This is a genomic window from Xanthomonas sp. 1678 (assembly GCF_031455575.1).
GTDB lineage: Bacteria > Pseudomonadota > Gammaproteobacteria > Xanthomonadales > Xanthomonadaceae > Xanthomonas_A.
On the sequence record NZ_JAVDSZ010000002.1, the window covers coordinates 482,467 to 495,542 of the forward strand.

General features: G+C 70.5%; 10 protein-coding genes. 6 read left to right on the top strand and 4 right to left on the bottom strand.

What is annotated here, in order from left to right; all coding sequences use genetic code 11:
• Positions 1 to 51 precede the first annotated feature (51 nt).
• A complete protein-coding gene (locus tag J2Y70_RS05200) occupies positions 52 to 732 on the top strand; it encodes a type 1 glutamine amidotransferase domain-containing protein (RefSeq protein WP_309914163.1) in 681 nt (226 codons plus the stop codon).
• A gap of 268 nt (positions 733 to 1,000) precedes the next feature.
• Here J2Y70_RS05200 and phbB read toward each other — a convergent pair whose 3' ends face one another.
• The 3 genes from phbB to J2Y70_RS05215 all read right to left on the bottom strand — a co-directional run bounded on the left by phbB (position 1,001) and on the right by J2Y70_RS05215 (position 4,561).
• Positions 1,001 to 1,741, bottom strand: a complete 741-nt coding sequence (phbB, locus tag J2Y70_RS05205) for an acetoacetyl-CoA reductase (protein ID WP_309914166.1) — start codon at positions 1,739 to 1,741, stop codon at positions 1,001 to 1,003.
• A gap of 141 nt (positions 1,742 to 1,882) precedes the next feature.
• The gene (locus J2Y70_RS05210; RefSeq protein WP_263395681.1) at positions 1,883 to 3,208 is read right to left on the bottom strand and encodes a CitMHS family transporter; all 1,326 of its coding nucleotides are present in this window, start codon (positions 3,206 to 3,208) and stop codon (positions 1,883 to 1,885) included.
• A 153-nt stretch (positions 3,209 to 3,361) separates the two neighbouring features.
• Positions 3,362 to 4,561 carry a porin gene (locus J2Y70_RS05215; protein ID WP_309914171.1) on the bottom strand — a complete coding sequence of 400 codons (1,200 nt, stop codon included), beginning with the start codon at positions 4,559 to 4,561 and terminating at the stop codon, positions 3,362 to 3,364.
• A 269-nt stretch (positions 4,562 to 4,830) separates the two neighbouring features.
• Here J2Y70_RS05215 and J2Y70_RS05220 point away from each other — a divergent pair, with 269 nt between their 5' ends.
• Genes J2Y70_RS05220 through J2Y70_RS05230 form a run of 3 tightly spaced genes read left to right on the top strand, consistent with a single transcriptional unit; the run spans position 4,831 to position 8,007 of the window.
• Positions 4,831 to 5,544, top strand: coding sequence for a response regulator transcription factor (locus tag J2Y70_RS05220; RefSeq protein ID WP_309914174.1), 714 nt, complete (start codon positions 4,831 to 4,833; stop codon positions 5,542 to 5,544).
• Entirely contained in the window at positions 5,537 to 6,925 is a 1,389-nt protein-coding gene (locus J2Y70_RS05225; protein ID WP_309914177.1) for a sensor histidine kinase, read from the top strand. The genes J2Y70_RS05220 and J2Y70_RS05225 overlap by 8 nt, the downstream gene beginning before the upstream one ends.
• Positions 6,922 to 8,007, top strand: a complete 1,086-nt coding sequence (locus J2Y70_RS05230; RefSeq protein ID WP_309914181.1) for an ABC transporter substrate-binding protein — start codon at positions 6,922 to 6,924, stop codon at positions 8,005 to 8,007. The genes J2Y70_RS05225 and J2Y70_RS05230 overlap by 4 nt, the downstream gene beginning before the upstream one ends.
• 21 nt (positions 8,008 to 8,028) lie before the next feature.
• On the opposite strand, the gene J2Y70_RS05235 is transcribed toward J2Y70_RS05230, so the two are convergent.
• Complete coding sequence (locus J2Y70_RS05235) at positions 8,029 to 11,175, bottom strand: two-component regulator propeller domain-containing protein (protein WP_309914185.1); 3,147 nt, start codon at positions 11,173 to 11,175, stop codon at positions 8,029 to 8,031.
• Between the two features lie 259 nt (positions 11,176 to 11,434).
• Between J2Y70_RS05235 and J2Y70_RS05240 the strand changes: the two genes are divergently transcribed.
• Both J2Y70_RS05240 and J2Y70_RS05245 read left to right on the top strand, forming a co-directional pair.
• On the top strand, positions 11,435 to 12,073 hold the full coding sequence (locus J2Y70_RS05240) for a response regulator transcription factor (RefSeq protein ID WP_263395675.1): 639 nt from the start codon (positions 11,435 to 11,437) through the stop codon (positions 12,071 to 12,073).
• A 117-nt stretch (positions 12,074 to 12,190) separates the two neighbouring features.
• Complete coding sequence (locus J2Y70_RS05245; RefSeq protein WP_263395674.1) at positions 12,191 to 12,532, top strand: DUF5713 family protein; 342 nt, start codon at positions 12,191 to 12,193, stop codon at positions 12,530 to 12,532.
• Positions 12,533 to 13,076: the final 544 nt, after the last annotated feature.

Genomic DNA, 13,076 nt, shown 5'->3' on the forward strand with positions numbered 1-13,076 from the left:
GCCCGGCCTGCCTGCGCACGGCCACCGTTCCCCGCAAAAAGGACATCCCGCATGAAGATCCTGATGGTGCTGACCTCGCACGACCGCCTCGGCGACACCGGCCACAAGACCGGCTTCTGGCTGGAGGAATTCGCCGCGCCGTATTACGTGTTCCAGGAGGCCGGCGCCGAGATCACCCTGGCCTCGCCCAAGGGCGGGCAACCGCCGCTGGACCCGAAGAGCGACGCCGCCGACGCGCAGACCGCCGCCACGCAGCGCTTCAAGGGCGACCCGGCGGCGCAGCAGCAGTTGGCGAACACGCGGCCGCTGGCCGACGTGCGGATGGCCGACTATGACGGCGTGTTCTATCCCGGCGGCCATGGCCCGCTGTGGGATCTGGCCGAGGACCGCACCTCGATCGCGCTGATCGAGGCGTTCGAGCGCGCCGGCAAGCCGATCGGCTTCGTCTGCCATGCGCCGGGCGCGCTGCGCCGGGTCACGACGGCCGAGGGCAAGCCGCTGGTCGCGGGCCGCCGCGTCACCGGTTTCACCAATGGCGAAGAAGCTGCGGTCGGGCTGACCGATGTTGTGCCGTTCCTGATCGAGGACGAGTTCCAGCGGCTGGGCGGCCTGTACGAGAAGGGCGCCGACTGGGGCGTGCACGTGGTAGTGGACGGCACCCTGGTCACCGGCCAGAACCCGGCCTCGTCCGAGGACGCGGCCAAGGCGTTGTTGGGGTTGCTGGCGAATTAGGCGAGCCTGCGGCGGTCGGCAGCGGCGGCCGTCGGAACGAACGTGTCCACCGGTACGATCGCCGCTGCGGCGCTGCGGATCGCAGCATGCCGTTGTTGTGGGAGCGACTTCAGTCGCGACGGCTCTACCGGCAATGCCTGTCCCGGCCGAAGGCGCTCCCGTGCTTGGTGTTCGATCGGTTCGGAGGGCCACGCTCGATGCGCAGCCGTTCGACGCGACGAACGCTGCCACGCGCGCCTGCCTGTTCGCGCGCTTGGCGGTTCCGCCGCTAGCCCATGTGCAGGCCGCCATTGACCGCGTAGTCGGCGCCAGTGACGTAGGCGGCCTCGTCGGAGGCCAGCCAGCCGCACAGCGCGGCCACTTCCTCGGGCTTGCCGAGCCGGCGCAGCGGCACCGAGGTCGCCAGGCGGTCGAGCACGTCCGGCGGGAAGCTGCTGATCGCGGCGCTGGCGATATAGCCGGGCGACACCGTGTTGACGGTGACCCCGCGCGAGGCCACTTCCTGCGCCAGCGCGCGGCTGAAACCCTGCATCGCCGCCTTGGCGGTGGCGTAGTTGATCTGCCCGATCTGGCCCTTCTGCGCGCTGACCGCGCCGATGTTGACGATGCGTCCCCAGCCGCGCGTGGTCATGCCGTCCACCACCTGCTTGGTGATGTTGAACAGCGAGTTGAGATTGCTGGCGATCACCGCCTGCCAGTCCTCGCGGCTCATCTGCCGGAACAGCGTGTCGCGGCTGCCGCCGGCGTTGTTGACCAGCACGTCGATCGCGCCGACCTCGGCCTTGACCTTGGCGAACGCGGCGACGGTGGAGTCCCAGTCGGTGGCATTGCCTTCGGAGGCGATGAAGTCGAAGCCCAATTCGCGCTGCTCGCGCAGCCACGCCGCCTTGCGCGGCGAATTGGGGCCGCAACCGGCGACCACGGTATGCCCGTTGCGGGCCAGCTTCTGGCAGATCGCGGTACCGATGCTGCCCATGCCGCTGGTGACGTAGGCGATTCTTAGGGTCATCTGGAACCTCTGTGGGTTGTGGGTTGGAGGCGGGACCAGGGACCGGGGACCGGGGACCCGGCAAAGCGCAGCGCAGCGATCTGAGGCTCTACCGACTTCCGTTCTTCGGGTCCCGGGTCCCCGGTCCCTGGTCCCGGCTGCTCAAGCAGCCAACGGATACAACGCGAACAACAGACTCCCGCCCATCAGGAGCAGAGAAACCAACACCGCCCACTTCAAGGTAAAACGCTGGTGGTCGGCGAAGTCGACCTTGGCCAGACCGACCAGCAGATAGGTCGACGGCACCAGCGGGCTGAGCAGGTGCACCGGCTGTCCGGCCAGCGAGGCGCGGGCCATTTCCACCGGGGTGATGCCGTAGTGGCTGGCGGCCTCGGACAGGATCGGCAGCACGCCGAAATAGAAGGCGTCGTTGGACATGAAGAAGGTGAAGGGCATGCTGGCCAGCGCGGTAATCACCGCCAGGTACGGACCCCACGCGTCGGGGATCACCGCCAGGAAGCTGCGCGACATCGCCTCGACCATGCCGGTGTTGGACAGGATGCCGGTGAACACGCCGGCGGCGAAGATCAGCGACACCACCGACAGCACGTTGCCGGCATGATTGACCAGGCGCCGGCGCTGCTCGGCCAGGTTCGGATAGTTGATCAGCAGCGCCAGCGCGAAGCCGATCATGAACAGCACCGGCATCGGCAGCACGCCGATCACCAGCGCCGCCATCAGCGCCAGGGTCAGCGCCAGGTTCACCCACAGCAGCTTCGGCCGCTTGATGTCCTCGGCGTCCTCCACGGTCGGCAGCGCATCGCCGTCGTCGGCCACGCTGCTGTCCATCCAGCTGTCGCCCGGCAGTGCGGCCACGCCGAGGCGGCGCCGTTCCTGCATGCCCAGGTACCACGCCAGCACCAGGATGCCGGCGATCGCCAGCGCCATCGCCGGCACCAGCGGCACGAACACGTCGGCCGGGTCCACGTGCAGTGCGGTGGCCGCGCGCGCGGTCGGCCCGCCCCACGGGGTCAGGTTCATCACCCCGCCGGCGAGGATGGTCACGCAGGTCATGTTCAGCGCGTTCATGCCGATGCGCCGGTACAGCGGCAGCATCGCCGAGACGGTGATCATGTAGGTGGTGGAGCCGTCGCCGTCGAGCGAGATCAGCAGCGCCAGCACCGCGGTGCCGACCACGATCTTCATCGGATCGCCCTTGACCAGGCGCAGGATGCGCCGCACCAGCGGATCGAACAGGCCGGCGTCGATCATCACCCCGAAGTACAGGATCGCGAACATCAGCATCACGCCGGTCGGCGCGATCTTCTTGATCCCTTCCAGCATCATCTCGTTGATGCCGGTGCCGAAACCGCCGGCCAGCGCGAACACGATCGGCACGATGATCAGGGCGACCAGCGGCGACAGCCGCTTGCTCATGATCAGGTACATGAAGGTGAGGACCATTCCGAAACCGAGCGCGGTCAGCATGGGGGAGTTTCCTTGGAGTGGTACGGAAAAGGGGCGGCGGGACCGGGGACCGGGGACCAGGGACCCGAAGAACGGAAGTCGGTAGAGCTTCAAATCGCGATGTCGCGCTTTTCCGGGTCCCCGGTCCCCGGTCCCTGGTCCCGGCCTCCCCACTCAGAAGTCATACTGAAACCGCCCAGTAATCGCCCGAGTGTGATCAAGCGTGGCCCCCGCCAGATGGTCGCGATTGCGGCTGTCGATCAGGTTCAGCATCAGCCGCAGGTTCGGCTTGAGATACCAGTTGCCGGCCAGGGTCCACGAGGCGGTGGAGGCGTCGAGGAAATCCGCCTGGCCGTCCAGGTGCTGCGTGCCCCACATGCGGTCGTAGCGCAGCGCCAGTTCGAATGCGCCGCGCGGGTTGTTGACCTGCGCGATGCGGGTGAAGCGTCCGGTCTTGCTGTCGTAGCGGCGCGATTCGCCGGTGGCGAACCAGCTGACGAAGCCGTAGGCGGACATCACCTGCGCACGCTGCGCACCGTCGTCGAACAGGCCGCCGCTGAATTCGCCCTGCCACGACAGCGGGCCACGCACCTGCGCGTATTCCAGCGACCACTTGTCCACGTCGGTATCGCGGCCGTCGGCGAAGCGCGCCAGGGTGATGCGGCTGTCGTCGGACAGGTGCCCGGCCGGGCGCGGGCGGATGCTCAGGGCGGGCGCGCCGTTGGCGCCGGGGTGGTCGTAGCGCTCGTGCGCCAGCGACAGGCCCAGGTGCAGCACGTCGCCGTCGCGCGCGCCCGGCGCCCAGGTGCCGCGGCCGCCGAACGCATCGCCCTTGATGTTGGAGACGTCGATGCTCTCCAGGCTGTAGACGCTGGCGGCCCAGGTGTAGTCCTTGCCGGCCGCCTGCCACGACACCGCCTTGCGGTACAGCGGCGCCAGCGTGCTGGCCGCGCCGCTGCGCTCCAGGAACTGGCCGAAGTTGGAGCCGGTGCGGTCGTCCAGCGAGAAGTACTGCTTGAACTGGCCGACGCTCAGCGTGCCGGCCTCGAACTTGCGGGTGAGGTAGACGTCCTTGGCCTCGATGCCCTTGCTGTTGAAATCGTCCTGCAGCCCCGCAAAATCGCCTTCGACCTTGTAGCCGAAGCCGAAGAACTTGCCGGAGACGTCGAGCCACAGGCGGCGGATCTCGGTGTCGTCGGGATTGGGCGTGCCGCGGCCGTCGTTGTCGAACTGGGCGAAGTCCCAGTGCAGGCGGCCGCCGAGTTCGGCGGTGACCGGGCCGTCGTCGTCGCCATCGGCGGCCCGCGCCAATGCGGGCAGGGACAGCAGGGCGCAGGCGCAAGCGCCGCACAGGCTCAGTTTCTTCAGGTCCACGTACCCTCCCAGGTGCGCGCAGCGCGTCGATGAGTCGGTAGCCTGCAGCGGAAGGCCGCGGGCCAGCGTGGCTGCAGCCTAGTGCGGCGTAGCTGTCATCGACCTGTCAGTGGAGCCGGGATTGGGGATGACCAGCCGTGCGGCTGTGGAAAGCGGGGATTCGGGATTGGCAAAAGCGCGTTGCGTCGCTGTCGCCTTTGCCGTGGGCGGGTTAGCATCCGCCGGCCGAATCGCGTTTGCGAATCCCCAATCCCCAATCTCGAATCCCAATGCGCCTTTTACTGGTCGAGGACAACGCCGATCTGGCCGATGCGATCGTGCGGCGCATGCGCCGCAGCGGGCATGCGGTGGATTGGCAGAGCGATGGGTTGGGTGCGGCCAGCGTGCTGCGCTACCAGCGTTTCGATCTGGTGGTGCTGGACATCGGCCTGCCGGGGCTGGACGGGTTGCGCGTGCTGGCCGGCTTGCGCGAGCGCGGCGACACCACGCCGGTGCTGATGCTGACCGCGCGCGACGGCATCGAGGATCGGGTGCAGGCGCTGGACGTGGGCGCCGACGATTACCTCGGCAAGCCGTTCGATTTCCGCGAATTCGAGGCGCGTTGCCGGGTGCTGCTGCGGCGCAACCGCGGCAACGCCAGCGAGGTGGTGCAGCTGGGCGGTTTCGCCTTCGACAACGCCGCGCACAGCGTCAGCCTGGACGGTGCGCCGATCGAACTGCCCAATCGCGAATACCGCCTGCTGGAGATCCTGATCGGACGGCTCGGCCAGGTGGTCGGCAAGGATGAGATCGGCAACGGCCTGTTCGGCTTCGACGACGAGGCCGGGCCGAACGCGATCGAGCTGTACGTCGGGCGCCTGCGCAAGAAGCTGGCCAGCGCGCCGCTGCGCATCGTCACCGTGCGCGGGGTCGGCTACAAGCTGGAAGCAGCGGATGCGGAAACGCCGTCGGCGCCATCGCAGGATGCGCCTGGCGATGGCTGAAGCCGCGCTGCCGGCGCCGTCGATCCGGCGCACGCTGCTGCTGTACCTGGGAGCGCTGTCGCTGCTCGGCGCGGTGGCGCTGTTCTTCTTCGCGCGCGACTACGGCCAGCGCGCGGCCAACCGCTCCTACGACCATCTGCTGGTGTCCTCGGCGCTGTCGATCGTCGATTCGGTGGCGCTGGCGGACGGGCAGTGGCAGGTGGACCTGCCGTACGCGGCGCTGGACCTGCTGGCGATGGCGCCGGAGGACCGGGTGTTCTACCGCGTGTTCGATGCGCGCGGACGCACCATCACCGGCTACGGCGATCTGCCGAAGGCGCCGTCGCTGCCGCGCGCCAGTGCCGCGCCGCGATTGTTCGACGCGTTCTACAGCGGCGAACGGGTGCGCTTCGCGGTGGTGGCGCGGCGGGTCTCGTCGGCCGCCGCGCAGGACGAGGTGTGGGTGCAGGTCGGGCAGACCCGTCGCGCGCGCGAGGCGCTGGCGCAGGATGTGGTGCTGCGCGCACTGGTCGCGATCGCGCTGCTGTCGCTGCTGTCGCTGGCGCTGGTGTGGCTGGGCGTGTATCGCGCATTGCGCCCGCTGCAGCGGATCGAGCGCGACCTGTCGCGGCGCGAGCCGTCCGAACTCAAGCCGCTGGCGGTGGCCGCGCCGCAGGAAATGCACCAGATGGTGGCGGCCTTGAACCGCTTCATGGCGCGCCTGTCCAGCAGCAACGAGACCCTGCGCGCGTTCATGGCCGAGGCCGCGCACCAGATGCGCACGCCGCTGGCGGCGCTGCGCGCGCAGGCGCAGCTGGCGCTGGACGAGGAGGATCCGCGCGACATGCGTCGCAGCCTGGAGGCGATCGAGCGCAACGCCACGCACATGAGCCGGCTGCTCAACCAGTTGCTCAGCGACGCCAGCGTGATCCATCGCTCCAACCTGCAGCGCTACGCCAGCGTCGACCTGGCCGAAGTGGTGCACCAGGCCCTGCACGAGGCGCTGCCGCAGTCGCAGCCGCGTCCGCGCGTGCAACTGGCCGTCGCCAGCGAGGCGGCGCTGGTGCGCGGCGATGCGCTGCTGCTGCGCGAGGCGATCAAGAACCTGATCGACAACGCCTGCAAGTACGGCGGCGACGGCGCATTGCAGGTGGCGCTGACCTGCGAGGCGCGCGATTGCGTGGTGACCGTGGCCGACCACGGCCCGGGCATCGCCGCCGCCGATGCCGAGCGCGTGTTCGAGCGCTTCGCGCGCGGCGAAGGCGCGGCCGCCGGCGGCGCCGGGCTCGGCCTGGCGATCGTCAAGCGCGTGGTCGACAGTCACGGCGGACGCATCGATCTGTCCAACCGTGTCGGCGGCGGCCTGATCGCCAGCCTGCGCCTGCCGAGGTTGCATCCATGACCGTGCTCCGCGCGTTGCGCACCGCTGCGCTGCTGCTGGGCTGCGTGCTGGCCCATGCCGCTGTCGCCGCGCCCGGCGACGTGCGTCGCTTCCCGGCGCAGGGCGCGCCCGAGGCGCAACTGTGCATCCAGGGCTCCACCGACATCGAGGTGTTCGCCGCGGTGATCGGCGACTACCAGCGGCTGCATCCGCGCAGCGAAGTCGTGTACCAGGACGTGATCGCCTGGGACATGTACCAGCGCTACCTGCACCCGCGGCCCGGCGCACGCTGCGCCGACCTGCTGATCAGCGCCAGCATGGACCTGCAGACCAAGCTGGTGAACGACGGCCATGCGCTCGCGCACCGCTCGCCGCAGACCGAGGCGCTGCCGGCGTGGGCGCAATGGCGGCACGAGGCGTTCGGGATCAGCTACGAGCCGGTGGCGATCGTCTACAACAAGGCGCGACTGCCGGCGGCGCAGGTGCCGCGTACGCGCCGCCAGCTGCTGGAGCTGCTGCGCGCGCCGGGCATGCCGCTGCGCGGCAGGATCGGCACCTACGACGTGGAGCGCAGCGGCGTGGGCTATCTGTTCGCGACCCAGGACGGGCAGATCGGCAGCATGGCCGGCGCCTTGCTGGCGGCGCTGGGCGACAACCAGGTGGTGCTGGAAGAGCGCACCGGCGTGCTGCTGGACCGGGTCAGCCGCGGCGAACTGCTGTTGGCCTACAACGTGCTCGGTTCCTATGCGCAGGCGCGGATCGACGCCGGCGCGCCGCTGGCGATCGTGCAGCCGGAGGACTACACCCTGGTCGCGCTGCGCACTGCGGTCATCCCGCGCGATACGCCGCACGCGGCCGAGGCGCGCCGGTTCCTCGACTACCTGCTGTCGCCGCGCGGCCAGCAGGTGCTGTCGCGCGAGGCGCGGCTCAAGCCGATCCTGGCGGTGCCCGGCGCCCCGCGCGCCGCGCTGCCGGCGGCGACGCCGGCGTTCCGCCCGATCGCGCTGGGGCCGGGCTTGCTGGTGTACCTGGACGCGCTCAAGCGCCGCCAGTTCCTGGATGCCTGGCGCAGCAGCATGCGCCGCAAGCCACCTGCGCGCTGAGGCGTCGACGGCGGCCGCCGCTCAACGCGCGAAGCGTGGCGGCTGCGCGGTGGAGTGCAGGATGCGCACGCTGTCGCCGAGCTGCTCGGGAGGGCCGCCGGCCAGCAAGGCCTGCACCCGCGGCCGGTCCGGCGCCGCGCCGGCCACCACCCCGACCCAGGCGTTCTTGCCGGCGCCCTTGGCCGCATACAGGCAGCGGTCGGCCAGGCCCACGCTCTGTTCCCAATCGCCCAGCGCCGGCCACGCCGCCACCAACGGCCATGGCGCGAAGCCGATCGAGCAGGTCAGTGCCAGGTCGCGCTGCTCCAGCACGAAATGCTGCGCGGCCACCGCCGCGCGCAGGCGTTCGGCGAGCGCCTCGGCGGCGGCATCGCGCGGCAGCCGGGTGACCAGCAGGAATTCCTCGCCGCCCCAGCGCACCAGCAGGTCGCGGATTCTGCACAGGGCGCGCAGGCTGTCGGCGCACTGCACCAGCGCGGTATCGCCGGCCTGGTGGCCGTAGTCGTCGTTGATGCGCTTGAAGTTGTCGACGTCGATCATGAAGAAATACAGCGCGTCGGTACTGCTGCCCGCGTCCAGCTCGGCGCGCAGCGCCGGGCACTCGCGCGCCAGCCAATCCTGCAGTTCGCGGCGGTTGGAGACCTGGGTCAGCGGATCCAGGCGGGTGGCCGCTTCCAGCTGCGTGTTGCTCTGCGACAGCTTCTGGTTGGCGCGCTCGAGCTGGCGCGTGCGCTCGGCGACGGTGAGGTTCAGCAGCTCGACCATGTCGCGCTCGCGGTTGACCGTGCGGCGCACGCGCTGCGCGGTCAGGCCGAGCAGCAGCAGGCCCAGCAGCGCGTAGCCGGCATAGGCCAGCGGATGCCGCCACGGCGGCGGCCGCACTTCGATCTGCAGCGTGCGCGAGGGGCCGAACTGGCCGTCGCGCCCGGCCGCCTGCACCTGCAGGACGTAGCGGTCCGGCGGCAGATGGCTAACCGAGAACTCGCTGTGCGCGGTCTGCGGATAGACCCAGCCCTTGTGCAGGCCGTCCACCCGGTAGCGCAGGCGCGCGGTGCCCGGCGCGGTGAAGTCGATCGCGGTCATGCCCACGGTGAACACGTTGTCGCGATGGTCCAGCGCGATGTCGCGCGCATACACCACGTCGGTCTCGGTCTGCCGCGTGCCGCCGTGGCGGGCTTCGCCGGCGTCGAGCACGTGCAGGTCGGTCAGCACCGCGCGCGCCGGCGGACTGCGCAGCGGCAGCTGTCGCGGATCGACCACGTCCACGCCTTGCGTGCCGCCGAAATACAGCAGGCCGCGGCTGTCGCGATAGCCGCGGCCGCTGTTGTATTCCTGGTTCTGCAGGCCGTCGCGGCGGCCCAGGCTCTGCACGATGCGGGTCGCCGGATCGAGCACGCTCAGGCCGTTGTTGGTGCTCAGCCAGAGCCGTCCCTGCGGATCGGGCAGGATGGTGTAGATCACGTTGCTGCTGAGGCCTTCGCGGTCGGTGTAGCGCACCGCGACGTCGTGCTTCAGGTCGACCCGGTACAGCCCGCCGGTGAAGGTGCCCACCCACAGGACGCCGTCCTTTTCGTACAGCGACCACACCGACGGGTACAGGCCGGCGCCGCCGGGCCGGTAGGGCTCGGCCGCGCGATCGCCGCGCATGCGCCACAGGCCGCAATCGTTGCCGCCGATCCACAGCGTGCCCTGGGCGTCGCGGTACAGCCGGGCCAGCGTGCGCCCGGCCAGCGGCGCCCAGCGCGGATCGTCCTGCACGCGGCCGTCGACCACCCGGGTCAGCCCGCGGCGGGTGGCGACCCACAGCGTGTCGCCTTCGCGCAGCAGGTCGTTCACGTGCGCATCGGCCAGCCCGTCCACGCGCGTGAGCGCACCGCTGTCGCTCAGCCGCCAGAGCCCGTGGCGGGTTCCCAGCCACCAGCCGTGGGTATCGCGCTCGATGGCGCGTACCGCGCGCGCGGCCAGCGGCGCCGGGACCCGCCACGGCGCGCGGTCGCGGTCGCGCAGCATCAGCCCCTGGTCGGTGCCGATCAGCATGCGCGTGCCGTCGCGCCAGATGCTGCGCACGCTGGAGCTGGGCCAGGCATGGACGTCGCTGAGGCCTTCCTCGTCGTTGCGGATCACCGCCGACAACGGCCGCACCCGGTACAGCCCGGCGGTGTAGGTGCCGATCCACCAGGTGCCGTTGCCGTCCTGGTAGAAGCCGTTGATGGCGCTTCGCGGCGGCGCGTCGAAGTGCAGCCGCCGCGGCGTCGCGTCGGTGTCCAGCTGGGTCACCGTGGCGTTGCTGGAGCCGACCAGCACCCGCCCGTCGGCCAGGCGGATCAGCGCGCTGAGATCGCCGTGGTCGGTCAGCAGCTGCTCGGTGCTCCAGTGCGCGAGCACGCCGCCCTGCGCGTCGAGCTTGAACAGCCCGGCGCTGGCCGAGGCCAGCCACAGGCCGTCGGGCCCGGACTGCAGCGCTACGCATTCGTCGATGCCTGGCGGCGCCGGCAGCGCCTGGCGCGCGCTCGCGCTGAGCAGCCACAGCCGGCAGTGCCGGTCCAGCGCCACGGCGCGCTTGCCGTCGGGCATCCAGGTCAGGCCCACCACCGGCGCATCGCCGCCCAGCGGCGACACCCGGCGCACCGCCGCATCGACGCGGTCGATGCCTTGCTCGGTGCCGAGCCAGGCGCCGCCCTGCGGATCGATCAGGATGTTCGTGACCCGGTTGTGCGACAGGCCATCGGCGGTGCTCAGCCGATGCCGCCGCCAGCTGGCCAGCTCGATCACTTCCAGGCCGGCGTCGTTGGTGCCCAGCCACAATCGGGTGCCGCGGGCTTCGAAGGCGAGGCTGTCGATGCTGCTGCTGAGCAGGCTCTGCCGTTCGCTGGGGCCGAGTTCGTGCCGGTAGGTGCGGAACAGATGGCCGTCGAAGCGGTTGAGGCCCTCCTGCGTGGCGATCCACAGGAATCCCTGGTCGTCGCTCTGCAGCGCGTTGATCGAGAGTTGCGACAGGCCTTCGTCCAGGCCGAAATGCTCCAGGCTGCTCGGCAGCTCGGGATCGTCGCCGTCGCTGGCCGCCGTCGCGGCCACGGCCAGTCCCGGCATCGACAACGCCGCCAGCAACGCGCAGCGGCGCATGGCCGCGCGCGCGCTTCGCAGGAAGGTCGAAAAAGGTCGGATCACGCCACGCTATCGGCCGAGGGCGGTGGCACTTGAATGGCGCCGATGCCCGGTGTTCGCGCGCATCCTGCCACACCCGCGGCACGCCCTGGGCAGTCGCGCAGGAGGGGAGTTGGGGGCGGCGGGATGCCAGCGGGCGCCGCACGACTCGACTGGTCTGACGGCCCGGCCACGGACATTGCGCCGGCGGCGTGCCGGCCCTCGCGGCGGCGTCCCCGGCGTGGCGATACGCCGCCGCCGCCGCGCGTGCCAGACTGTCGCCATGGACACGCCGAAGATCCTGGTCGCCGACGACCATCCCCTGTTCCGCGCCGCGGTGCTGCACGCGCTGCGCCAGGCCTTGCCGCGCGCACTGGTGACCGAGGCGGCCAGCGCCGCCACGCTGGATGCCGCGCTGGCCGCGCTGCCCGATGCCGACCTGGTCCTGCTGGATCTGGCGATGCCCGGTGCGCGCGGCTTTTCGGCGCTGCTGCACGTGCGCGGCGAACATCCGGAGGTGCCGGTGGTGGTGATCTCCTCCAACGACCACCCGCGGGTGATCCGCCGCGCCCAGCAGTTCGGCGCGGCCGGCTTCATCCCCAAGTCCTCGCCGGCCGAGACCATCGGCATCGCGGTGGCGGCGGTCCTCGACGGCGGCACCTGGTTCCCGCCGCTGACCGCGGCGCGCTCGGAGGCCGACGCGCAACTGGCCGCGCGCCTGGCGCAGCTGACCCCGCAGCAGTTCCGCGTGCTGCTGTGCCTGGCTGACGGCCTGCTCAACAAGCAGATCGCCTACGAGCTGGGCCTGGCCGAGAACACGGTGAAGGTGCATGTGACGGCGATCCTGAAAAAGCTCGAATGTCACAGCCGGACCCAGGCCGCGGTGCTGGTCAAGGCGCTGGAGCCGGAAGGCGAGGCCTGACCGCCGGCGCGGCCCGCCAGCCGCCGGCTGTGCCGGGAGCATTTTCCGCCGCGCCCGGATACGCGATGCTATGCACTGGCGCCCGCGCTTCCTGCGGGCGGAAAGGATCCCCCGACCATGCCCCTTAGCAACGAGCAGATCACGTACTACCCGTTCCTGCAGGAAATGCTGGATGACGACTACTTCCCCTCCTTCCTGGTCGGCAAGGGCCAGAAGATCCTGCTGCGGCTGTGCGAGGCGATCGAAGCGCAGGCGCCGAAGGATCTGCCCGCGCTGTACCGGCTCACCCACGCCGCCACCGAGGAATTCAACGCGCTGGCGCTGGAATTCGAGGCGCACGACAGCGAGATCGAGACCGCCGCGCGCGACAACATCGGCGTGGATTTCCTGTACATCGCCAAGACCTACGGTTTCGACGACGCCGACGCCGAGGAACTGATCGCGCCGCGGGAGTGGTGAAAGGGCCAAGCGCCGGTGGGGCCAAGCACGCGCGGCTGTTCCCTTTCCCTTCTCCCACCGGGAGAAGGTGCCCCGCAGGGGCGGATGAGGGTACGGGCGTAGCCTCGTGCACCCAACTCCACGAGTCGCTGCGCGCCGCACCCTCACCCCCTCTCCCGGAGAGAGGGGCTAAGGCGCACCGCGGTTGTTCCCTTCTCCCATCGGGAGAAGGTGGCCCGCAGGGCCGGATGAGGGTACGGGCGCAGCCTCGTGCACCCAACTCAGCGAGTCGCTTCGCGCCGTACCCTCACCCCAACCCCTCTCCCGGTGGGAGAGGGGCTAAGGCGCACCGCGGCTGTTTCCTTCTCCCACCGGGAGAAGGTGCCCCGCAGGGGCGGATGAGGGTACGGGCGCAGCCTCGTGCACCCAACTCCGCGAGTCGCTTCGCGCCGTACCCTCACCCCAACCCCTCTCCCGGTGGGAGAGGGGCTAAGGCGCACCGCGGCTGTTTCCTTTTCCCCCTCGGGAGAAGGTGCCCCGCAGGGGCGGATGAGGGTACGGGCGC